Annotated in this window: 16 protein-coding genes and 9 pseudogenes; 15 read left to right on the top strand and 10 right to left on the bottom strand. The window is 73.1% G+C overall.

Translation table 11 applies throughout. From position 1 onward, the window contains the following. Positions 1–18 precede the first annotated feature (18 nt). Together ABD794_RS16750 and cofC are read right to left on the bottom strand one after the other, a co-directional pair. Positions 19–231, bottom strand: coding sequence for a hypothetical protein (locus tag ABD794_RS16750; protein ID WP_344964265.1), 213 nt, complete (start codon positions 229–231; stop codon positions 19–21). Between the two features lie 17 nt (positions 232–248). Then, positions 249–905 carry a 2-phospho-L-lactate guanylyltransferase gene (cofC, locus tag ABD794_RS16755; RefSeq protein WP_344964267.1) on the bottom strand — a complete coding sequence of 219 codons (657 nt, stop codon included), beginning with the start codon at positions 903–905 and terminating at the stop codon, positions 249–251. A gap of 186 nt (positions 906–1,091) precedes the next feature. Between cofC and ABD794_RS16760 the strand changes: the two genes are divergently transcribed. The 3 genes and pseudogenes from ABD794_RS16760 (at position 1,092) to ABD794_RS16770 (ending at position 4,023) form a co-directional block, all read left to right on the top strand. Further along, positions 1,092–1,841: a lysophospholipid acyltransferase family protein gene (locus tag ABD794_RS16760; RefSeq protein ID WP_344964269.1), complete on the top strand. Its 750-nt coding sequence runs from the start codon at positions 1,092–1,094 to the stop codon at positions 1,839–1,841. Next, complete coding sequence (locus ABD794_RS16765; protein ID WP_344964271.1) at positions 1,838–2,839, top strand: NAD(P)H-dependent glycerol-3-phosphate dehydrogenase; 1,002 nt, start codon at positions 1,838–1,840, stop codon at positions 2,837–2,839. The genes ABD794_RS16760 and ABD794_RS16765 overlap by 4 nt, the downstream gene beginning before the upstream one ends. A 34-nt stretch (positions 2,840–2,873) precedes the next feature. Further along, a pseudogene (locus ABD794_RS16770) lies at positions 2,874–4,023 on the top strand (D-alanine--D-alanine ligase family protein). Here the strand turns inward: ABD794_RS16770 and ABD794_RS16775 are convergent. Together ABD794_RS16775 and ABD794_RS16780 are read right to left on the bottom strand one after the other, a co-directional pair. Beyond that, complete coding sequence (locus ABD794_RS16775) at positions 4,020–4,301, bottom strand: DUF3515 family protein (RefSeq protein ID WP_425586051.1); 282 nt, start codon at positions 4,299–4,301, stop codon at positions 4,020–4,022. The pseudogene ABD794_RS16770 and the gene ABD794_RS16775 overlap by 4 nt on opposite strands. A gap of 278 nt (positions 4,302–4,579) precedes the next feature. Beyond that, positions 4,580–4,813 carry an Lrp/AsnC ligand binding domain-containing protein gene (locus tag ABD794_RS16780; RefSeq protein ID WP_344030818.1) on the bottom strand — a complete coding sequence of 78 codons (234 nt, stop codon included), beginning with the start codon at positions 4,811–4,813 and terminating at the stop codon, positions 4,580–4,582. 144 nt (positions 4,814–4,957) lie between these two features. Here ABD794_RS16780 and ABD794_RS16785 point away from each other — a divergent pair. Together ABD794_RS16785 and thiD are read left to right on the top strand one after the other, a co-directional pair. Beyond that, positions 4,958–6,030, top strand: a pseudogene (locus ABD794_RS16785) (thiamine-phosphate kinase). Positions 6,031–6,111: 81 nt separating this feature from the next. Then, entirely contained in the window at positions 6,112–6,804 is a 693-nt protein-coding gene (gene thiD / locus ABD794_RS16790) for a bifunctional hydroxymethylpyrimidine kinase/phosphomethylpyrimidine kinase (RefSeq protein WP_344964273.1), read from the top strand. A gap of 252 nt (positions 6,805–7,056) precedes the next feature. On the opposite strand, the pseudogene recG reads toward thiD, so the two are convergent. Continuing rightward, positions 7,057–9,255: pseudogene (recG, locus tag ABD794_RS16795) on the bottom strand (ATP-dependent DNA helicase RecG). An 80-nt stretch (positions 9,256–9,335) separates the two neighbouring features. Next, on the bottom strand, positions 9,336–10,988 hold the full coding sequence (locus ABD794_RS16800) for a DAK2 domain-containing protein (protein WP_344964274.1): 1,653 nt from the start codon (positions 10,986–10,988) through the stop codon (positions 9,336–9,338). A 279-nt stretch (positions 10,989–11,267) separates the two neighbouring features. Here ABD794_RS16800 and rpmB point away from each other — a divergent pair, with 279 nt between their 5' ends. The 9 genes and pseudogenes from rpmB to mutM all read left to right on the top strand — a co-directional run bounded on the left by rpmB (position 11,268) and on the right by mutM (position 16,755). Further along, positions 11,268–11,453, top strand: a complete 186-nt coding sequence (gene rpmB / locus ABD794_RS16805; RefSeq protein ID WP_199891199.1) for a 50S ribosomal protein L28 — start codon at positions 11,268–11,270, stop codon at positions 11,451–11,453. A 186-nt stretch (positions 11,454–11,639) separates the two neighbouring features. Beyond that, a pseudogene (gene rsmD, locus ABD794_RS16810) lies at positions 11,640–12,211 on the top strand (16S rRNA (guanine(966)-N(2))-methyltransferase RsmD); the annotation flags it as partial. 69 nt (positions 12,212–12,280) lie between these two features. Then, positions 12,281–12,764, top strand: a pseudogene (coaD, locus tag ABD794_RS16815) (pantetheine-phosphate adenylyltransferase). 110 nt (positions 12,765–12,874) lie between these two features. Next, positions 12,875–13,009: a hypothetical protein gene (locus ABD794_RS16820; protein WP_344964275.1), complete on the top strand. Its 135-nt coding sequence runs from the start codon at positions 12,875–12,877 to the stop codon at positions 13,007–13,009. 244 nt (positions 13,010–13,253) lie between these two features. Beyond that, entirely contained in the window at positions 13,254–13,961 is a 708-nt protein-coding gene (locus ABD794_RS16825; RefSeq protein WP_344964276.1) for a hypothetical protein, read from the top strand. Between the two features lie 186 nt (positions 13,962–14,147). After that, positions 14,148–14,777, top strand: a pseudogene (locus ABD794_RS16830) (YceD family protein). Between the two features lie 2 nt (positions 14,778–14,779). Next, a complete protein-coding gene (gene rpmF / locus ABD794_RS16835; protein ID WP_003951102.1) occupies positions 14,780–14,953 on the top strand; it encodes a 50S ribosomal protein L32 in 174 nt (57 codons plus the stop codon). A gap of 19 nt (positions 14,954–14,972) precedes the next feature. Further along, the gene (rnc, locus tag ABD794_RS16840) at positions 14,973–15,779 is read left to right on the top strand and encodes a ribonuclease III (RefSeq protein WP_344964279.1); all 807 of its coding nucleotides are present in this window, start codon (positions 14,973–14,975) and stop codon (positions 15,777–15,779) included. Positions 15,780–15,858: 79 nt separating this feature from the next. Beyond that, positions 15,859–16,755 (top strand): bifunctional DNA-formamidopyrimidine glycosylase/DNA-(apurinic or apyrimidinic site) lyase, encoded by an 897-nt coding sequence (gene mutM, locus ABD794_RS16845; protein WP_344964281.1) that lies wholly within the window; start codon positions 15,859–15,861, stop codon positions 16,753–16,755. On the opposite strand, the gene ABD794_RS19135 is transcribed toward mutM, so the two are convergent. The 4 genes and pseudogenes from ABD794_RS19135 to leuA all read right to left on the bottom strand — a co-directional run bounded on the left by ABD794_RS19135 (position 16,749) and on the right by leuA (position 21,102). Next, entirely contained in the window at positions 16,749–16,862 is a 114-nt protein-coding gene (locus ABD794_RS19135) for a CAP domain-containing protein (protein WP_425586049.1), read from the bottom strand. The genes mutM and ABD794_RS19135 overlap by 7 nt on opposite strands. A 127-nt stretch (positions 16,863–16,989) precedes the next feature. After that, positions 16,990–17,658, bottom strand: a pseudogene (locus ABD794_RS16855) (CAP domain-containing protein); the annotation flags it as partial. A gap of 790 nt (positions 17,659–18,448) precedes the next feature. Beyond that, positions 18,449–19,140: pseudogene (locus ABD794_RS16860) on the bottom strand (TerB family tellurite resistance protein). A gap of 262 nt (positions 19,141–19,402) precedes the next feature. Beyond that, positions 19,403–21,102: pseudogene (leuA, locus tag ABD794_RS16865) on the bottom strand (2-isopropylmalate synthase). A 430-nt stretch (positions 21,103–21,532) separates the two neighbouring features. On the opposite strand from leuA, the gene ABD794_RS16870 reads away from it, so the two are divergent. Continuing rightward, a partial coding sequence (locus ABD794_RS16870) for a M4 family metallopeptidase (RefSeq protein WP_344964282.1) occupies positions 21,533–22,157 on the top strand: 625 nt, incomplete at its 3' end.

Here is a 22,157-nt window from a genome sequence, read left to right on the forward strand (position 1 = left end):
GAACGCCCTTCGGGGCCCTCAGAAGGTCTGGAGGGTCACCAAGGTCACACGGAGGCCCTCCGGGGCGTCCTGGGACCCTTCGCACTCGATCCGCACCCGCTGCCCCGGCCGCAACAGCCGCAGCCCGCCCGCGTCGAACGCGGCGGCGTCGAAGGACACCGGGGTGCCGTCGTCCAGGAGGACGCTGCCGGAACGGGTCTCGGGATCGTAGGTGTACGCGGTGGCCTGCATGGGCGCAGCCTAGTCCGTCACCGCACCGGGGGCGGAACCCTGGCCTCCGGACGCTCCCCGGCGAGCGCGGCCGTCCTGGGGCCCACGCCCAGGGCCAGCGCGGCCCGCAAATCCGCGCCGGTGTCCACGTCCCGGCGCACGGAATCCACCCCGGACAACAGGATTTCCCGGGCGCCGGAAGCCCGGTGCCGGGCGCGCGAACGGCCCTCGAACGCCGGCGCCAAAGCCATTCCGGGAGCCGCCGCCAGCAGCGTCGTCCCGATTCCCGCCGCATCGGCGAGAAATGCCCGCGGGAATTCCGCCGCCGAATCGAGCACCCGCCCGAGTTCCGCCGGGCGCAGTGCGGGAAGGTCGGCGTTCAGCGTCGCCACGGCCGCCCCCGGGCGGTGCGCGCGGACGGTGTGCGCGCCGTGCGCCAGCGCCGCGTTCAGCCCCTGGCCGCCGGGCGGTTCGGGCACCGTGCGGGCGCCGAGCGCGGCCAGTTCCGCGCCCGCCAGCGGATCGTCGGTGACAACCACCACACCGTCCACCGCCGCGCAGGCCAGCGCCGCGTCCACCGTGTCCAGCGCGAAGGCCAGCGCCAGCGCGGACCGCGGCAGGGCCCCGACGGCGTCCGCCAGGCGGCTCTTGGCCCGGGCCAGCGGCTTCAACGGCACCACCAGGGTCCAGGCCACGGCAGTCCTTCCTTCCCGTCTCGCGTACGGCGTTCATTGTTGCCCGCCACCGGCTGCCGGGGTCCGCGGAGGGGCACGGGGTTACGGTGTTCTCGACAGACCGGGTACCCGGGGCCAGACTTGTCCGGCCGCAGGGTGCGCAGCGGACCCGCGGAAGCTTCCAGGTCCCAAGAGAAGGGTGTACGCGTGTCCCGCCACAGAATCGGCTTCTGGTACCGCTTTACGGCGGTGTTGGCGAAACCGCCGCTCGTGGTTCTGTTCAAGCGGGAGTGGCGCGGAATGGAGCACATTCCGGCCGACGGCGGCTTTATCACCGCCGTCAACCACAACTCCTATCTGGACCCGCTCTCCTACGCGCACTTCCAGTACAACACCGGGCGCGTCCCCCGCTTCCTGGCCAAGGCCGGCCTCTTCCGCAACGGCTTCGTCGGCACCCTGCTGCGCGGCACCGGCCAGATCCCCGTCTACCGCGAGAGCACCGACGCCGCCAACGCCTTCCGCGCCGCCGTCGACGCCATCAACAAGGGCGAGTGCGTGGCCTTCTACCCCGAGGGCACCCTCACCCGCGACCCCGACCTGTGGCCCATGGAGGCCAAGACCGGCGCCGCCCGCGTCGCACTGCTCACCCGGGCACCCGTGATCCCGGTGGCCCAGTGGGGCGCGCACGAGGCCATGCCGCCGTACGCCAAGGAGAAGAAGCTGCGGCTCTTCCCGCGCAAGACGCTCAAGGTGCTGGCCGGACCGCCGGTGGACCTCTCCGCGTACTACGGCAAGGAGCCGACCGCCGAGGTGCTGCGCGAGGTCACCGAGCGCATCATGGCCGACATCACCGAACTCCTCGCCGAGCTCCGGGGCGAGCCGGCCCCCGCCGAGCCGTACAACCTCAAGAAGGCCCGCGCGGCGGCGCGCCGCAGGAGCCAGGAGGACAACAAGTGACGCGCTGCGCCGTCTTCGGCACCGGTTCCTGGGGCACCGCCTTCGCGATGATCCTCGCCGACGCCGGATGCGAGGTGACCCTGTGGGGCCGCCGCGCCTCCGTCGTGGACGCCGTCAACACCGGCCGTACGAACCCCGACTACCTTCCCGGGGTCGAACTGCCCGCCGCCGTACGGGCCACCACCGATCCCGCGGAGGCCGCGGCGGGCGCCGACTTCACCGTCCTCGCGATCCCCTCGCAGACCCTGCGCGCCAACCTCGCCGAGTGGACGCCCCTGCTGGCCGACGACACGGTGCTGGTCTCCCTGATGAAGGGCGTCGAACTCGGCACGGCCAAGCGGATGAGCGAGGTGGTCGAGGAGGTCGCCAAGGTCTCCGCGGACCGCGTCGCCGTCCTCACCGGCCCCAACCTCGCCAAGGAGATCGCCGCCCGGCAGCCCGCCGCCGCCGTCGTCGCCTGCCGCGACGAGGAGGTGGCCACGCGCCTCCAGCGGGCCTGCCACACCGCGTACTTCCGCCCGTACACCAACACCGACGTGGTCGGCTGCGAACTCGGCGGCGCCGTCAAGAACGTCATCGCGCTCGCGGTGGGCATCGCCGACGGGATGGGGCTCGGCGACAACGCCAAGGCGTCCCTCATCACCCGCGGACTGGCCGAGACCACCCGGCTGGGGCTGGCGATGGGCGCCGACGCGCACACCTTCGCCGGACTCGCGGGCATGGGCGACCTCGTCGCCACCTGCTCCTCGCCGCTCTCGCGCAACAACACCTTCGGCCACAACCTCGGCCGCGGCATGAGCCTGGAGGAGACCATCGCGGTCACCCGGCAGACCGCCGAGGGCGTCAAGTCCTGCCAGTCCGTGCTGGATCTGGCGCGCAGGCACGGGGTCGACATGCCGATCACCGAGACCGTCGTGGGCATCGTCCACGAGGGCAAGCCGCCGATGGTCGCCCTCAAGGAGCTGATGTCGCGCAGCGCCAAGCCCGAGCGGCACTGAGGACACGGGGGCCACAAGGTACTCTCGACGCGATATGAGCAGCGAGAACCCCACCCAGAGCCCCGACCGCAAGCCCCGTGTCGCGGTGGTCTTCGGCGGCCGCAGTTCCGAGCACGCGATCTCGGTGGTCACCGCAGGCGCCGTGCTGCGCGCGATCGACCGCACCAAGTACGACGTGCTGCCGATCGGCATTACCACCGACGGGCGTTGGGCGCTGACCGCCGACGATCCCGAGCGGATGGCCATCGCCGACCGCGCGCTGCCGAGCGTCGAGCAGCTCGCGGAGTCGGCCGAGGGCGAGGTCCTGCTGCCCGTCGCCCCCGCCAAGCGCGAGGTCGTCTACTCCGAGCCCGGCGCCGTGCCCAAGGCGCTCGGCGAGGTCGACGTCGTCTTCCCGGTGCTGCACGGCCCGTACGGTGAGGACGGCACCCTCCAGGGCATGCTGGACCTGGCCGGGATCCCCTACGTCGGCGCGGGCGTCCTCGCCTCGGCCGTCGGCCAGGACAAGGAGTACATGAAGCGGATCTTCATCTCCTACGGGCTGCCCGTCGGCCCGTACGAGGTGATCCGCCCCCGTGAGTGGCAGGCCGATCCGGTCGCCGCCCGCCGCAAGATCGTCGACTTCGCGGAGGAGCACGGCTGGCCGCTCTTCGTGAAGCCCCGCCCGCGCCGGTTCGTCCATGGGCATCACCAAGGTCGACGACGCCGACGGCCTGGACGCGGCGATCGAGGAGGCGCGGCGCCACGACCCCAAGGTCATCGTGGAGGCGCTGCTGCGCGGCCGCGAGATCGAGTGCGGGGTGCTGGAGTTCGAGGACGGGCCGCGCGCCAGCGTCCCGGCCGAGATCCCGCCCGTGGAGGCGCACAGCTTCTACGACTTCGAGGCCAAGTACATCGACTCCGCCTCGGGGATCGTGCCCGCGCCGCTCACCGAGGAGCAGACCCGCCGCGTCCAGGAGCTGGCCGTCCGCGCCTTCGACGCCACCTCCTGCGAGGGCCTGGTCCGCGCCGACTTCTTCCTCGGCGAGGACGGCGAGTTCGTCATCAACGAGATCAACACCATGCCCGGCTTCACCCCGATCTCCATGTACCCGCGCATGTGGCAGGAGAGCGGCGTCAGTTACCCGGAGCTGGTGGACCTGCTGGTCCAGGCGGCGCTGCGCCGTCCGACCGGGCTGCGCTAGGCGCGCGGGTCGTTGGGCCCCTGGTCGTCCGGGTCCAGGGAGGGCACCGTCTTCCGGACGGCGGCGGCGAGGTCGATGAGCGCGCTCATGTCCCCGCTGTCGCCGACGACCTTCTTCGGGAGCGTCACCTCGATGTACACGGGGCGCAGCGGGGTGGTGAGGCGGACGCCTCCGCCTCGGAGCTTCTCGGGGGCCCAGCTCACCCCGTCGATCACCGCCGCGTCCGTCGTGGCGTCCTCGAACCTCTTCGGCCTCGGCACCCCGCAGCGCAGGGTGATCGACGGGCCGTCGCCCCAGGCGGCGGTGAAGTCCGAGACGGGGTCGGTGGTAACGGCGCTTCAGCCCGCCGACCACGTCGGGCAGCGCGTCGTGCAGGGCCCGGCAGAGCTCGGCCTGCCGCCCCGTCGGCGGGGGCGTGGGCACCGCCGGCCCGGCGGCCCGGTCCGCCGCCGAGCAGGCGACGGCCGTGCCCAGCAGGACGGCGGCGGACAGGCAGGCCGGCCATCGGCCGGCCGGTCGGCGGAGCGAAAGGTTCACCGACCGAGCATACGAGGGGCTAGAGGTGGACCACCGGGCAGGTCAGCGTGCGGGTGATGCCCTCGACCTGCTGGACCCTGGCCACGACCATGCGGCCCAGCTCGTCCACGGTGTCGGCCTGGGCGCGCACGATCACGTCGTAGGGGCCCGTGACATCCTCGGCCCGGATCACACCGTTGATCTTCGAGATGACTTCGGCCACGGTCGACGCCTTGCCGACCTCGGTCTGGATCAGGATGTACGCCTGTACCACGAACCTCCAGGGCGGCTTCGAGGATCATGTGGGGAGAAGAGACGCCACCGTACCGCGCCGCCGCACGGCACGGGGAGACCCGCGCGGCCTGCGCGGCGCGCGGGCCTGTCGGAAACAGGCAACGGAACTCCGAGGAGGAGCGCAGTGAAAGGCACCGTCGGCGAGTTGGGGGAGTTCGGGCTCATCAGGGAGCTGACCTCCCGGCTCACCACCACTCCGGCCGTCCGGCTCGGACCGGGCGACGACGCCGCGGTGGTCGCAGCGCCCGACCGGAGGGTCGTGGCCAGCACGGACGTGCTCCTGGAGGGGCGGCACTTCCGGCGTGACTGGTCCACCGCCTACGACGTGGGACGCAAGGCCGCCGCACAGAACCTGGCCGACATCGCCGCGATGGGCGCCGTGCCCACCGCCGTGCTCCTCGCCCTCGTCGTCCCGGCCGAACTGCCCGCCACCTGGCCCGTGGAGCTCATGGACGGCATCCGCGACGAGTGCCAGGTGGCCGGGGCGGCGGTGGTCGGCGGCGACGTGGTGCGCGGCGAGACGATCACCGTCTCCATCACGGCCCTGGGCGACCTGCGCAACCACGAACCGGTCACCCGCTCCGGCGCCCAGCCCGGCGACGTCGTCGCGGTCACCGGCTGGCTGGGCTGGTCCGCGGCCGGACTGGCCGTCCTCTCCCGGGGGTTCCGCTCCCCGCGCGCCTTCGTCGAGGCGCACCGCCGGCCCGAACCGCCGTACCACGCCGGGCCCGCCGCCGCCTCGCTCGGCGCCACGTCCATGACGGACGTCAGCGACGGGCTGATCGCGGACCTCGGGCACATCGCCGAGTCCAGCAAGGTCCGCATCGACCTGCGCACCGCCGCGATCGACGTCCCCACGCAGATGTCCGACATCGGGCAGGCGGTGGGCGTGGACCCGCTGCAGTGGGTGCTCACCGGGGGAGAGGACCACGCCATCGTCGCGACCTTCCCGCCGGACGTGAAGCTGCCCGCCCGCTGGCGGGTCATCGGCGAGGTGGTCAGCCCTCCGCCCTGCCCCAGGTGACCGTCGACGGCGCACCCTGGGACCGCACGGGCGGCTGGGACCACTTCGGGGACGGGTACGAGTACGGGGACCCCGTCGACGAGGGCCCCGACGGCCGGAGGACGCCTGAGCCTAGATTGGCCCCATGCCGATATCTCCTTGTGTGCCTCCGCGCGTGCCTCCGCGTGTGCTGACCGTCGCCGGGTCCGACTCCGGCGGCGGGGCGGGCATCCAGGCCGACCTGAAGACCATGCTCGCGCTCGGCGTTGCACGGCATGAGCGTGCTCACCGCCGTCACCGCGCAGAACTCCCGGGGCGTGCAAGGCGCCTGGCCGCTGCCGGCGGAGGCGGTGCGGGCCCAGTTCCGCAGCGTCATGGACGACATCGGCGTCCAGGCCGTCAAGACGGGCATGCTCGCCTCGGCCGAGCTCGTGGAGACCGTGGCCGAACTGCTCGCCGACGTGGACGCGCCCGTGGTCTGCGACCCCGTCGGCATCTCCAAGCACGGCGACGCGCTGCTGGCCGCGTCCGCGCGGGACGCCCTGCGGCTGAAGCTGCTGCCGCTCGCGACCGTCGCCACGCCCAACCTCGACGAGGTGGCGTGGCTCACGGGCGTCCGCGTGCACGGGGAATCCGACCTGCGCCGGGCGGCCGGGGCGGTGCTGGAACTGGGGGCCGCGGTGGGCCCTGGTGAAGGGCGGGCACCTGGAGGGGGACGCCGTGGACCTGCTCACGGGACGGGACGACGGAGCGGTGGCTGCGGGCGCCGCGGCATGACAACCGGCATATGCACGGGACGGGGTGGCACGCTGGCGAGTGCGATCGCGTCCGGGCTGGCGAGGGGGCTGTCCGTGCCGGACGCGGTCGCCTCGGCGAAGGAGTACGTGACGGGGGCGATCGCGGCGGGGTTCGCGCTGGGGGAGGGGATCGGGCCGGTGGATCACGGGTGGAGGTGGCGGGAGGGGTAGGGGGCCGCCGGCGCGGGGGTTGTGCCCCGGTCCCTCCCCCAGAGGGGCACCCCCATTTCACCGTTTCCCGCAGGGGCTGCGCCCCTGCGCCCCGAAGCGCCCTGCGGGCGCTGTCCTCAAGCGCCGGACGGGCTGAAATGGCGCGCCGATCCAGCCCGTCCGGCGCTTGAGGACAATGCGGCGAAGCCGCATTGCAGCGGGCCCGGGGCGGAGCCCCGGAGGAAACGGTGAAGGGGCGGGGTGGGGAGAAGGTCACCCCTTCTCCAAAAACTCCTCCCGCTCCGCGTCCAGCAGCGCGTCCAGCGCCGTCCGCAGCGCGGGCAGCCGCTCCAGGGCCGGATCCGCGGCCACGATCGCCGTCGCCTCCTCCCGCGCCGCCGCGATGACCTCCTCGTCGTCGATGACGGCGAGCATCCGCAGCGAGGACCGGGGCCCCGGACTGCGCCTGGCCCAGGACGTCGCCCTCGCGGCGCTGCTCCAGGTCGATCCGGGACAGCTCGAAGCCGTCGAGCGTGGCGGCCACGGCGCCCAGCCGGGCGCGGGCCGGGCTCGCCTCGCCGGCCTCCGTGACCAGGAGGCACAGGCCCGGCGCGGAACCCCGCCCGACGCGTCCGCGCAGCTGGTGCAGCTGCGAGACGCCGAACCGGTCGGCGTCCATGATCACCATGACCGTGGAGTTGGGGACGTTCACCCCGACCTCGATCACCGTGGTCGCGACCAGCACGTCCACCTCGCCGGCGGCGAACCGCCGCATGACGTCGTCCTTGGCCTCCGGCTGCATCCGGCCGTGCAGCACCTCGACGCGCAGCCCGGCCAGCGGGCCCTTCGCCAGCTGCCCGGCGATGTCCAGGACGGCCAGCGGTGGCCGCTTCTCGTCCCCGTCGGCGTCGCCCTTGGCCGGCTTCTCCTCCTCGTCGCCGATGCGCGGGCAGACCACGTACGCCTGGTGGCCGCCCTCGACCTCCTCGCGCACCCGCTCCCAGGCCCGGGTCAGGAAGTGCGGCTTGTCCTTGGCGGGCACCACATGGGTGGCGATGGGGGAGCGGCCGGCGGGGAGCTGGTCCAGGACGGACGTCTCCAGGTCGCCGAAGACGGTCATGGCGACCGTGCGCGGGATGGGGGTCGCGGTCATCACCAGCAGGTGCGGCGGCTGCTTGCCCTTGGAGCGGAGCGCGTCGCGCTGCTCGACGCCGAAGCGGTGCTGCTCGTCCACCACGACCAGGCCGAGGTCGTGGAACTGCACCTTGTCCTCGATCAGGGCGTGGGTGCCGACGACGATCCCGGCCTCGCCGGTGACGAGGTCCAGCAGGGCCTGCCGCCGGGCCGGCGCGCCCATGGAGCCGGTGAGCAGCACCACCTTGGTGCCCCCGGTCGTCGCCGCCGAGCATGCCTCCTTCGGCGAGGTCGCCCATCATCTCGGTGATCGAGCGGTGGTGCTGCTGGGCCAGCACCTCGGTGGGGGCGAGCATCGCCGCCTGGCCTCCCGCGTCCACCACACCGAGCATGGCGCGCAGGGCGACCATCGTCTTCCCGCTGCCGACTTCGCCCTGGAGCAGGCGGTGCATGGGGTGTTCGGTGGCCAGGTCGTCGAAGATCTCGGCGGAGACCGAGCGCTGGCCGTCGGTGAGGGTGAAGGGCAGCCGGGCGTCGAAGGCGTCGAGGAGGCCGTCGGCCACGGACTTGCGGGCCACGGCGGGCAGTTGGGCGTCGGCGTGCCGGCGGCGGGCCAGGGCGACCTGGAGGACGAACGCCTCGTCCCACTTCAGCCGGTCCCGGGCGGCCTGGACGTCGGCCTTGGCACGCGGGCGGTGGACCTTGCGGAGGGCGTCCGGCAGCTCGGCCAGGCCCCGGCCCTCGCGCAGCGCGGGCGGCAGCGGATCGACGAGGCCCTGCCAGCCGTCGGCCTCGAAGTGGGCCAGCAGCACGTCCACGGCCTTGCTGATCTTCCAGGACTGGACCTGCTTGCAGGCGGGGTAGAGCGGCAGCGGCCGGCCCGCGAAACTCCTCCGCGGCGCCGGCCCCGCTGTCGCGGTCCAGCAGCTCGTAGTCGGGGTGGAGCAGCTGGCGGGCGCGGTTGAAGACCGACACCTTGCCGGCGAACATCCCGCGCCGGCCGGGGACCAGCTCCTTCTCCCGCGCGTAGGCGCCGCGCCCGAAGAAGACCAGGGTCAGGGAGCCGCTGCCGTCGGTGACGACGACCTCCAGGCGCATGCCCCGGCCGTGGTTGAAGGTCTTCATGGCGGACTTGGCGACCTGGGCGACGACCGTGACGTGCTCGTCGAGCGGCAGGTCGGCCAGGCGCGTCAGCTCGCCGCGCTCGGCGTAGCGGCGCGGGTAGTGGTGCAGCAGGTCACCGGCGGTGTGCAGGTCGAGGTGCTCGGCCATCACCTTCGCGGTGGTGCCGCCGAGGAGCTTCTTGAGGGGTTTCGTCGAGCGCGGGCACGTACCCATTCCACACCAGGCCACTGACAACTCACACCAAGCCACTGACAACCCGGGCCATCCGATGCCGGTTCACCGGCGGCCGCGGGCTATTCGATGCCGATCAGCAGCGCCGCGGGCTGCTGCCCGCCCCGGTAGACCACGGTGTCCACGGCCAGGTGGCCGGCCCGGACGTGCCGCTCCAGCCGCTCGGCGACCGCGTCGGGGACGCCGGCGCCCAGGACGAGGGTGACCATCTCGCCGCCCGCCGCGAGCATCCGGTCCAGCACGGTGGCGGCCGTGGCGGACAGGTCCTCGCCGATGACCGCCACGTCCCCGTCGATCAGGCCGAGCACGTCCCCGGCCTGGCAGACGCCGGCCATGGTCCAGGACCGGCGCTCGGCGACGGTCAGTTCGGCGTACCGGGTGGCTCCGGCGGCGGACGTCATGGCGACGACGTCCTCGTCGAAGCGGCGGCCGGGTTCGTGGACGGCGAGGGCGGCGATGCCCTGGACCGGGGAGCGGGTGGGGATGAGGGCGACGCGCACGCCCTCGGTGCGGGCCTGTTCGGCCGCGGCGGCGGCCGTGTGCCGCAGGTCGGCGTCGTTGGGCAGCAGCACCACCTCGTGCGCGTGCGCGCGCCGCACCGCCTGGACGAGCTCGCCGCTGGCGGGCGGCTCGCCCGGCCGGACGGCGACCACGGTCGCCCCGGCCCCGGCGCACAGCGCGGCCAGCCCCTCGCCCGGGACGACGGCCACGACGGCGCGCTGCACGCGCTCGGGGACGCGGGTGCGCTCCCGGTCCGCGGCGCCGAAGTGGGTGATGCGGACGCGGTGCGGCCGGCCGGCCTCGATGCCGGCCTCGACCGCGGCCCCGGCGTCGTCCACGTGGACGTGGACGTTCCACAGCCCGTCGCCGCCGACGACGACCAGGGACTCGCCGAGGACGTCCAGCCGGGCGCGCAGCCGGGCGACGGCGTCGTCGTCCGCGTCCAGGAGGTAGATCACCTCGAACGCCGGGCCGGCGGCGCCCGGTGCGACCCCGTCGCCGGTGTCCGCCGGGCAGCCCTCGGCACGCCACGGGTGCGCCGGGGAGGCCTTCGCGGGCACCGGGACGCCGCTGCCGCCGAGCGCGCCCGAGAGGGCCGCCAGCACCTCGACGAGGCCCCGGCCGCCCGCGTCGACCACCCCGGCCCGGCCGAGCACGTCGAGCTGGCAGGGGGTGGCCTCCAGGGCCGTACGGGCCGCCGCGTGCGCCGCGCGGGCCACGGCGGTGGCGTCGCCCGCGGTCCGCTCCCCGGCGGCCGCGGCCGCCGCGGCGACGGTGAGGATCGTGCCCTCGACGGGCCGGGCGACGCCCTCGTAGGCGGACTCGGCCGCCCGCCGCAGCGCCCGCCGCAGCAGGGCGCCCTGGTCGTGACCTTCGTCACCGGCCGCCGCCAGGACCTCCGCCGTGCCGCGCAGCAGCTGCGCCAGGATCGTGCCGGAGTTGCCGCGCGCGCCGATGAGGGCCCCGTGCGCCATCGCCCGGACCGCTTCCGGCAGCCCCGGGCGCGAGGCCGGGCCCGCCGTGGCGTGGGCGTCGAAGACGGCGTCCACGGCGCGGACGGCGGACTCGACGGTCAGGTAGAGGTTCGTCCCGGTGTCGCCGTCGGCGACGGGGTAGACGTTGATCGCGTCGATCTCCTCGCGCGCGCGGCCGAGCGCGTCGAGCGCCAGGGCGCACCAGTCGCGTACCGCAGCGGCGTCCAGCGATCGCGCCACCCGCGCTCCTCCTGTCGGCTGTGAACCATCGGCTGTGGACAACGCTGGGCACCCTAGCCGTGCCGGGGTCCCCGGGGGTCCGGATGGGCGGGATACGGGCCGGTCATGGTAGTTTCGTTGTCCTGGAGCGGTCGTTGTATGCTGCTCCGGTTGCCTGACGAGAGTCAGGCCATCCCCTGACAATGCCGGTCACTCACTGAGATTCTCGGCACGCAGGGATTCACCGTACGTGCCTGTCGTTCCCGCGTAAGCGGGGGTGACCCGTCTTTGGAGTAACCCGTGGCTGCCAACTGCGACGTCTGCGGCAAGGGGCCGGGCTTCGGCAACAGCATCTCGCACTCGCACCGCCGTACCTCCCGCCGTTGGAACCCCAACATTCAGCGGGTGCGTGCGAAGGTCGGTGCGACGCCGAAGCGGCTCAACGTCTGCACCTCGTGCATCAAGGCCGGCAAGGTCTCGCGCTAGCGGCTTCTCGCCAGTGGCGCAGCCTTTCGGTTGCACAGCCGGTCCCGGCTACGGGGCCGGCTTTTTGTTTGCCCGCGCACGGGTCCCCGCCTCCCGTACCGGTCCCCGCCTCCCGCACGGCCTACGCTGAGGGAACACGCAACCGCACCCGTCCCCACCCGCCCCCGCAAAGGACCACCGACCCCCATGACCCGCGTGATCGCCGGAACCGCCGGCGGACGCCGCATCGCCGTCCCGCCGGGCACCGGCACCCGCCCCCACCTCCGACCGGGCGCGCGAGGGCCTCTTCTCGACCTGGTCGTCGCTGCTCGGCTCCCTGGAGGGCGCCCGCGTCCTCGACCTGTACGGCGGCTCCGGAGCCGTCGGCCTGGAGGCGCTGTCGCGCGGCGCGGCGCACGCCCTGCTGGTGGAGGCCGACGCGCGCGCGCGGTCCGGTGATCCGGGAGAACGTCCGGTCCGTCGCTGCCCGGCGCCGAGGTCCGGGCCGGCCGGGCGGAGGCAGTGTCGCGGCCGGTCCCGTCGGTCCCGGCGGCCCCCTACGACGTCGTCTTCCTCGACCCGCCTACTCGGTCACCGATGACGAACTCCGCGAGATCCTCCTCACACTCGGCGTCGGCAGCTGGCATCGCCGAGGAGGCCCTGTCACCGTGGGGTGAGCGCAGCACCAGGGGCGTGCGAGTTCCGCTGGCCGGCGGGGTTCGAGGCACTGAGAGGCCCGTCGCTACGGCGAAGGCACGTTTTGGTACGGTCGCGCCGCTCTCGGCGTTCGCGGCGGCAAGGACGCGCCACGCACGATCCATGAATGGACCGGAGAGCGAGGAACCACCGTGTTTGCGCCGCGCCTCTGTCCGGGGTCGTTCGACCCCGTCACCAATGGGACACCTCGACATCATCGCCCGTGCCTCCAGGCTGTAACGACGTCGTGCACGTGGCCGTGATGATCAACAGTCGAAGCAGGCCTCTTCACCGTCGAGGAGCGGATAGACCCTGCTGCGCCGGGTCACCGCGCCGAGTACGGAACGTGGAGGTGGTAGGCCTTCCACGGCCTCCTCGTCGACTTCTGCAAGCAGCGCGACATCCCCGCCATCGTCAAGGGGCTGCGGGCCGTCAGCGACTTCGACTACGAGCTGCAGATGGCCCAGATGAACACGGCCTCTCGGGCGTCGAGACCCTGTTACGTCCCCACAACCCCACCTACAGCTTCTCTCGTCCAGCTGGTCAAGGAGGTCGCGGCCTGGGGCGGCGCGCGTCTCCCACCTGGTCCCGGCGCCCGTGCTGGAGGCCCTCACCGAGCGGCTCGGCCGGCGCTGAGCTCCCGCGTGTGACCTGACGACCCGTACAGTAACGCCGGGCGGCCGGCCCCGGCCGTACAGTCCGTGCCGTTCGCAGCCGGCAGACGGAAGAGAGTGGCGATCGTCAGTGTGGACGTACAGAAGAAGACTCAGACCGAGATCGTCGCGACCGTCTGCCGCGCGCCCGCTCCATGCCGATGTCCGGACTCCTGCAGTCATCAACCGGCCGAGCTGCTCGACACCTCCTGGAGGAGGTGGCGCTGACGCCCTGCACCGGCTCGCTGGCGCGGCACGGGAGCTCATCGCGACCGGAGGCAGGCTGAGTCGCCGAGGCCCGCGCGAAGAGGCCGAGCGGATCATCGAGTCCGCCCGGGCCCCACCGCGGCTCGCTGATCATTCACGACACCGATGTCGCCGGGAGTCCCGCGAGGAGGCACGCGCATCCGCTCCTCGCCGAGGCCCGCCGGGAGAGGCCGCGAGAGATACCGCGCCGAGGCCGCACGACTACGTGGACAGCAAGCTGGCCAACTTCGAGTCGTCCTCACCAAGACCCGTGCTCGGTCGAGCGCGCCGCGAGAAGCTGCTCTGGCCTCGGCGACGGCTACGACCCCGAGGACCCGGACGGCACGACTGTCCCGACGCAGCGCCGACCCCGCCGCGCAGCGGCACAACGCCACGCCTACGTGGACGCCAAGCTCGGGCGGGTCTCCGCCGTGCTGGCCAAGACCCTGGAGGCGGTCGGCCGCGCGGCCGGAGAACCTGCTGGGCGCCCGCCCCGCCGACGAACTGGCGCCCTGGCGGACGGACGGCTCCGCCGCCGAAGCCCCACCAGCGACGCGCGACTTCTCGCCGGCTGGCGGAGAGCCCGCACAGGCTCCGGAGCGGACCTCCGCGCCGGAGTACCCCGGCTACCAGCCCCCCGCTCCGCTACCGTAGCACGAGCCGCAGCCCGTGCGCGTACGACTGGCAGCAGTTCCCGCAGCAGACGGACCCGTACGCCGCGGGCGGCTACCCGCAGCAGCAGGCCGACCCGTACGCCTGGCAGGGCGGCGCCCGGGCTACGGCGCGTACCCGCAGACATGCAGGGCCAGGAGCAGCCCGTGGAGGGCGGCAGGGGGCCGCGCAGCGCGGCGGCGGTGCGCTCGACGAGACCAGCTTCTTCGACACGAGCATGATCGACCTGGAGCAGCTCCGCCGGTACGAGCAGGGGCGCTGACGCCCGCCGCCACCCGCGGACCCGCCTCCGGCGGGGAAGGGCGGAAGGCGCGGATTGGGCCGATCGCGGACCGTCAAGTATCTGGCTCTTCGGTCGCGAGTACGTCCGCGATCCGGGCTGCCCTCGGCGCACCTCACGGTGTGCAGTGAGTGCGGCCGCCGCCCGCAGCGTAGAAAGCAGGAAGCCCTGAACGCCCGCCTCGATCACCGTTCCCTCTTGTGTTCGACACACACGAGCTGGGGCGGCGTCCCGGTGCGCTGAAGCGGCTCTCCCGCTCCCTCCCGGCCCCGGCCGACCTCGGTATCGAGGTCATCGGAGTCGCCGAGGGCGCGACCGTGGAGCTCGACCTCCGTCTGGAGTCGGTCATGGAAGGGGTGCTCGTCACAGGCACCGCCCGTGCACCGCTCACCGGGGAGTGCGTAAGGTGTCTGGAGCCGATCGAGCACGAGCTCGAAGCGGACTTCCAGGAGATGTACTCCTACCCCGACGCCGACGCCCGGGGCCGCATCGCGGCCGCGGACGACGACGCCGAGGACGACGAGGAGTGACATCCTCTTCCTCGAGGACGACCTGTTCGACCTCGAACCCGTGCTGCGTGACGCGGTGGTGCTCGCACTGCCGCTGCAGCCGGTGTGCCGGGAGGACTGCCCGGGCCTGTGTTCCGAGTGCGGGGCGCGGCTGGCGGACGAGCCGGACCACCACCACGAGACCGTCGACATTCGTTGGGCGGCACTGCAGGGACTCGCCGGTTCCGACCAGGACGGCGAGAAGGACAACGCACCCCGCTCCGGCGGGGATGACTCACAGGAGAAGTAGCCGTGGCTGTTCCGAAGCGGAAGATGTCGCGCAGCAACACGCGCCACCGCCGGTCGCAGTGGAAGGCTGCGGTCCCCACCCTGGTGGCGTGCGAGCGCTGCCACGAGCCGAAGCAGCAGCACATCGCGTGCCCGAGCTGCGGCACCTACAACAAGCGCCAGGTCCTCGAGGTCTGATCGGCGGGTGACAGGCTTCATGTCAGACGCCACCACGCCGTCCCGCTCCCGCGGGAATGCACAGGCGCCGCAGGACGCAGCCTCGTCTCTCACGCTTCTGGAAGGGCGGCTCGGGTACAGACTCGAGACCGCCCTTCTGGTGCGTGCGCTGACCCACCGCTCCTACGCCTACGAGAACGGCGGGCTGCCCACCAACGAGCGACTGGAGTTCCTCGGTGACTCCGTCCTCGGCCTGGTGGTCACGGACACGCTGTACCGCAAGCACCCGGACCTGCCCGAGGGCCAACTGGCCAAGTTGCGGGCCGCGGTGGTCAACTCACGGGCGCTGGCCGAGGTGGGCCGGGGTCTCGACCTCGGGTCCTTCATCCGGCTCGGCCGCGGCGAAGAGGGCACGGGGGGACGCGACAAGGCGTCCATCCTCGCGGACACCCTCGAGGCCGTGATCGGCGCCGTCTACCTCGACCAGGGGCTGGACGCCGCCGGGGAGCTCGTGCACCGGCTCTTCGACCCGCTGATCGAGAAGTCCTCGAACCTCGGCGCCGGCCTGGACTGGAAGACCAGCCTCCAGGAGCTCACGGCGACGGAGGGGCTGGGGGTTCCCGAGTATCTGGTCACCGAGACCGGGCCCGACCACGAGAAGACCTTCACGGCTGCTGCCCGCGTCGGTGGTGTCGAGTACGGCACCGGCACCGGCCGCAGCAAGAAGGAAGCAGAGCAGCAGGCGGCCGAGTCCGCTTGGCGCGCGATCAACGGTGCGGCCGAGGCCCGCGCCAAGGCGGAGAAGGACGGCGCCGCGCCCTCGGGCGAGGCGGACTCCTCCCGCTGAACCACCGGCCGGCCCGGGGCACGACATGTGCCCCGGGCCGGCCGTTTTCGTCGACGCGTCCCACCCGTGGAGGAAGAACGTGCCCGAACTGCCCGAGGTCGAGGTCGTCCGGCGCGGCCTGGAGGCATGGGTGTGCGGCCGCACCGTCGACCGTGTCGAGGTGCTCCACCCCCGGGCCGTCCGCCGCCATCCGGCCGGGGCGGCCGACTTCGCCGCCCGGCTCACCGGGCAGCGGCTCGGGCCCGCGCGGCGGCGGGGCAAATACCTGTGGCTGCCGCTGGAGACGGCGGGTCTGTCGGTCCTGGCCCACCTCGGCATGAGCGGCCAGCTCCTCGTCCAGCCCGAGGACGCGCCCGACGAGAAGCACCTGCGCGTCCGCGTCCGCTTCACCGACGACGCGGGTACGGAGCTGCGCTTCGTCGACCAGCGCACCTTCGGCGGGCTCTCGCTCCACGACACCGTGCCGGGCAGCGACGAGGGCCTCCCCGAGGTGATCGCGCACATCGCCCGGGACCCGCTGGACCCGGCCTTCGACGACGCCGCCTTCCACACCGCGCTGCGCCGCAGACGGACGACGATCAAGCGGGCCCTGCTCGACCAGTCGCTGATCAGCGGCGTCGGCAACATCTACGCCGACGAGGCGCTGTGGCGCTCGCGGCTGCACTACGACCGCCCGACGGCCGCCCTCACCCGGCCGCGGACCGCCGAGCTGCTGACGCACATCCGCGAGGTCATGAACGAGGCCCTGGCCGTCGGCGGCACCAGCTTCGACAGCCTCTACGTCAACGTCAACGGCGAATCCGGCTATTTCGACCGGTCGTTGGACGCCTACGGACGCGAGGACGAGCCCTGCCGGCGCTGCGGCACGCCCATGCGCCGCAGGCCGTGGATGAACCGGTCCAGCTACTTCTGCCCGCGCTGCCAGCGGCCGCCGCGCGTCCGGCCCGGCGGCCCTTCCGGCGTGCCGGCTCAGTAGCCGAAGTCCTGCGTCCACCAGGGGCCGCCCGGACCGTGGTGGATACCGACCCCGAGCGACCGGTAATCGCAGTTGAGGATGTTCTGCCGGTGCCCGGCGCTGCGCATCCAGGCCTCCACCACCGTGTGCGGGTCGGGGTGGCCGCGGGCGATGTTCTCCCCGCCGAGGTTTCTGATGCCCCCGGCGGGTGGCCCGGTCCCAGGGGGACCGGCCGTCCGGGTCGGTGTGGTCGAAGAACCCCCGCCGGGCCATGTCGTCGCTGAACGACTGGGCCAGCGACGTCAGCCGCGCGTCCGTGTGCAGCGGACGGCAACCGGCCTTCGCCCGCTCGGCGTTGACCAGGGCGACCACCGTGCGCGCGGCCGAGCCCCGGAGACCCTCCGCCGCTCTGGCCGCGGCATGGGCCGCGGGGTCGTCGTCGGCCGCGGCGGGCAGCACCGCCGCGGACGCCGAAGCGGACGCGGCCGCGGAGGCCGCTGCGGCCTGGTGCGACGCGGCCGTGGAAGGGGCGCTTTCCGGGGTCCCGGTGGGCCCGCCCGATCCGGGCCTGCGGGGAGCGCTCGCGCCGGTCGTCCGGGCCTCGGCCGGGGTGGCCTCGGCGGATCTGGGGGCGGATGTCGTGGAGGGACGGACGACGGCCGGGGTGACGCGAGCGGCCGGTGTGGCCGGGGCGGCCTCGCGCTCGTAGGCCCGGCTGGCCGCCGCCTCCGGCCGCGCGGCCGGGACCGTGGGGCCGAAGTGGCGTGCGGCGGGCGGTTTCTGCTGCCGCGCGGCGGACGGGACGTCGATGGGCGCGTCGGCGCGGACCTGGCCGCTGGTGCCGCCGTGGCCGGCGCCGTTGCTGTCGCCGACGGACAGCGGATTGCCGGGCAGCAGCCCCGAGACCATCGCCACCGCACCCATCGCCACGGCCGCGGAGGCGCCGAGCAGTCCGGTCCGCGCGGGCGCCTTCGTCCTGGCGGACGCCTTGGCAGGGGGTTTGACGGAGGTTTTCCTGGTGGGTGCCTTGGTGGAGGTCTTGGCGGAGGCCTTCTTGGTGGGAGCCTTGGCGGTTGTCCCGGCTGCGGCCGCGGCTGCGGCGGGGGCCGGGGCCGGGGCCGGCTCGGGGGGCTTCCGCGGCTGCGGGGCCCCTTCCGGTTCGCGGTCCTTGCGCACCGGCCGGTGCGGGCTGCGGTGCCGTCCGGTGCCGGGACGGAGGTCCGGGGTCGGGGGGGACGACGGGGATCGGGACGGTGGGTGCTTCGGCGGGGTCGAGGTGTTCGGTCGTCTCGCTCGTCAGGGGTTCCCTGGCCGCCCGGGGGCCGGCTGCCGCTTCATCGGAGGTCAAGGGGGCAGAGCGTCGATGGCGACCCATCCGCTGCCTTCCTACGCGTTCGGCGTCTCGGTGCATCACTCGTACGGGGGAGTCTTTTCGAGTCCGCTGACGCGCGCTGGGTGCGGGTGAGAAGCGGGTGATGATTCTGTCCGCTTCGCCCAGCTTCTGGGTGCGCAGCACGATGCCGTCGTCGCGGAAGAGGGTCATGGGGCCATTCTCCCGCACGGCGCGGACGACTCCGTCGTAGGGGTTTTGCTCCCCGCCCCGCCCTTTCACCGTTTCTCGCGCGCTCCGCGCGGGGCAACGCGGCTGCGCCGCGTTCGTCCTCAAGCGCCGGACGGGCTGATTCAGCCCGTCCGGCGCTTGAGGACAAAACCCCTACGACGGAGTCGTCCGCGCCGCCGTCAGCAGACGATCCGTGTCCTCCGGGCACAGCATCAGCGCCCGCCCCACCGTCGCCAGAACCTCCCGCTCCGCCGGCCGGTACGGCCCGTCCGCCAGGGCGATCCGCGCGCCCTGGAGCAGGATCGACTCCCGCCCGGCCGGCGCGAGGTGCGGCGCCAGCGGCTCCAGCGCCTCGTGCAGCTCGATCGCCAGCGCCGTCCCGCACGGATCGAAGCCGTCCCGCCCGGCCACCGCCGGCGCCGGGTATCTGCCCGGCAGCCGGCCCGTGTCCGCGGCCAGTGCCTCGATCAGCGTGACGAGCTGCTCCTCGCTGCAGTCCGCGAAGCCCGCGGCGCGCACCGCCCCGACCGCCGCCCGGCGGACCGTGGGGGCCTCGGTGCCGCCCGCCGCGAGCACGGCCAGCGCCACCGTGTGCACCGCGTCGCGCAGCATCGCGGAGAACCGCGTCGTCGTCGGGTGGTCGAGGACGTCCGTCCCGTACCGCTCGCCGCAGGCCGTGCACTCCACGACCGGGCCCCACCGGCCCGCGCGGCAGCAGCGGGACGCCCAGCACGACGAGGCGCCGGCGGCCCGTGCGGCGGTGGTAGTTGCGGTCCCCGCCGCAGCCGGGGCAGAAGAACTCGCCGTCCCCCGACGGTGCGCCACACGGTACGTACGCCCAGCACACACCGGTCGGGGCTGTGGTCGGCCTTGCGCGTGCATCACGGCGCACACCTCCATAACGCCACGGCCTCGTCGCCGCGTTGACGTGATTGTTAGCCACATCGATGATGTGGCGTCAGTACCTCGTGCGCGGTCTTCGGGTGCCTGTCGGCCCCGCGCGCCGCCGGGCCCACCGGATGCGGTGGGTTTGGGCGGCGCGCACTTGACGACGGGCGGGGGACGACGCCCGTCAGCAGGCACCAACGGCCGTCAACCGGGCGCCCGTCAGGGCCGGTACGCCCGGTTCACCGCCGACACGACCGCCTTGATCGAGGCCCGCGTGGTGTTGGCGTCGATGCCGATGCCCCACAGCACCCGGCCGTCGATCACGCACTCGATGTACGAGGCGGCCTGGGCGCTGGCCCCCTCGCTCATGGTGTGCTCGGTGTAGTCCAGCAGGCGGGCGTCGATGCCGGTCGCCCCGAGCGCGTCGAAGAAGGCGGAGATCGGACCGTTGCCGGTACCGGTCAGCACCGTCTCGGCGCCGTCCACGACCGCCTCGACGGTCCAGCGCGTCGGTGCCGTCGCTCGCCGTCGAGGTGTGGGGTGGCGCGCAGCTCGACGCGGCCCCACGGGTTGTCGTCCGTGGGCAGGTACTCGTCGCGGAAGACGGACCAGATCTCCTGCGGGGTGACCTCGCCGCCCTCCGCGTCCGTCCGGGCCTGGATGATCCTGGAGAACTCGATCTGCATCCGGCGCGGCAGGTCGAGCTTTGTGGTCGTGCTTGAGGACGTAGGCGATGCCGCCCTTGCCCGACTGGGAGTTGACGCGGATGACGGCCTCGTACGAACGGCCGACGTCCTTCGGGTCGATGGGCAGGTACGGCACGGCCCACTCGATGTCGTCCACGGTCTTCCCCGCCGCCGCGGCCGTGGTCTCCATCGCCTCGAAGCCCTTCTTGATGGCGTCCTGGTGGGAGCCGGAGAAGGCGGTGTAGACCAGGTCGCCCGCGTAGGGGTGGCGCGGGTGGACCTCCATCTGGGTTGCAGTACTCGGCGGTGCGGCGGATCTCGTCGATCTGCGAGAAGTCGATCTCCGGGGTCCACGCCCTGGGAGAAGAGGTTCATGCCCAGGGTCACCAGGTCGACGTTGCCGGTGCGCTCGCCCTGGCCGAACAGACAGCCCTCGACGCGGTCCGCCCCGGCCATCACGGCCAGTTCGGCGGCGGCGACGGCGGTGCCGCGGTCGTTGTGCGGATGCGCGGAGAGGCAGACGAACTCCCGGCGGGACAGCCGGCGCGACATCCACTCGAAGCGGTCGGCGTGCGTGGACGGGGTCGAACGCTCCACCGTGGCGGGCAGGTTGAGGATGATCTCGCGGCCGGCCTCCGGCTGCCAGACGTCCATCACGCCCTCGCAGACCTCCAGGGCGAAGTCCAGCTCGGTGTCGGTGAAGATCTCGGGGCTGTACTGGTAGCCGAACACGGTGTCGTCACCGAGGATCTTGTCCGCGTACTCCATGACCAGCCGCGTGCCGTCGACCGCGATCTGCTTCACCTGCTCGCGCGAGCCGCGGAAGACGACCCGGCGGAAGACCGGCGCGGTGGCGTTGTAGAGGTGCACGGTGGCGCGGTGCGCCCCGCGCAGGGACTCCACGGTCCGCTCGATCAGCTCCTCGCGCGCCTGCGTCAGCACGGAGATCGTCACGTCCTCCGGGATCGCGCCGTCCTCGATGATCGAGCGGACGAACGCGAAGTCGGTGGCGCCGGAGGACGGGAAGCCGACCTCGATCTCCTTGTAGCCCAGGCGCACCAGCAGGTCGAACATCTCCCGCTTGCGGGCCGGCGACATGGGGTCGATCAGCGCCTGGTTGCCGTCGCGCAGGTCGGTGGAGAGCCAGCGGGGGGCCTTGGTGATGCGGCGGTCCGGCCAGGTGCGGCCGGGCAGGTCCACCGCCTCGTAGCGGCCGTACTTGTGGACGGGCATCCCCGACGGCCGCTGGGTGACGGTGGCGGCGGTCAGGGGCGTGGGACGGCCGACGGAGGCGGAGGGGGCGGTGGTCGCGGGCATCTGCGCGGAGCTCCTCGTACGGGCTCGGAAGGAGGTCGACCGACGCGGTGCTGAGCCTGACCGCAGCACCGGATCCCGCGGGGAGGGCGTCGGCCTACGACTGCGAACCCTCGCCGCGGCAGCTAAGAAGAAGCAGCCCGTAGCGCATGATGTGCAGCACACTAACCGAGCGCCGACGGATTGCGGAGGGGCGTTTCAGCATGCGGGACGCCCGGGGCCACCTGGGCGTCCACGGCATCTACCAGTGCGGAACGGAATCTGCCGGTCAAAGCCGCCCAAACACTCGATTTCATTAATCATGGCACCAGGGAGTGACATGCGGGTGACCCGGTGCCACATTCGGGCCATGAATGACGACCCCACCGGGACGGCGCACCGTCCCTTCTGCACGATCATTCCTCCCCACGTCCTCGACCGCCTCGCCGAGTCCGAGGACCCCCTGCACCACGAGCCCGCCCGCCGCACCCTGGAGCACGACGGCGCCCTGCGCACCCGCCGCCGGGTCACGGCCGCCCGCGGCTTCGCCGCCCCCACGGGCACCCCGTCCGACAAGGCACAGCGCACGGTCTACGACGCCCACCACCTGACGCAGCTGCCCGGCACCCGGGTGCACGGCGAGGGCGACCCGCCCGGCAAGGACGCCACCGTCAACCGCGCCCACGCGGGCCTCGGCGCCACCTTCGACTTCTATCTCAAGGTCTTCGGCCGGCACTCCATCGACGACGCCGGCCTGCCGCTGAACGCCTCCGTCCACTACGGCGTGAAGTACGACAACGCCTTCTGGGACGGCGACCAGATGGTCTTCGGCGACGGCGACGGCACGATGTTCCTGGACTTCACCATCCCGCTCGACGTCATCGGCCACGAGCTCACCCACGGCGTCACCCAGTACACCGCCAACCTGGAGTACTACGGCCAGTCCGGCGCGCTCAACGAGTCGGTCTCGGACGTCTTCGGCGTGCTGATCAAGC

The organism is Streptomyces thioluteus, assembly GCF_039535865.1.

What these genes read in the sequence shown, in the direction of transcription:
- ABD794_RS16750 (WP_344964265.1), bottom strand. Translation starts at nt 231, where the DNA reads ATGCAGGCCACCGCGTACACCTACGATCCCGAGACCCGTTCCGGCAGC.
- rnc (WP_344964279.1), top strand. Translation starts at nt 14,973, where the DNA reads ATGTCAGACGCCACCACGCCGTCCCGCTCCCGCGGGAATGCACAGGCG.
- ABD794_RS19135 (WP_425586049.1), bottom strand. Translation starts at nt 16,862, where the DNA reads ATGCGCAGCGCCGGGCACCGGCAGAACATCCTCAACTGCGATTACCGG.
- thiD (WP_344964273.1), top strand. Translation starts at nt 6,112, where the DNA reads ATGAGCGTGCTCACCGCCGTCACCGCGCAGAACTCCCGGGGCGTGCAA.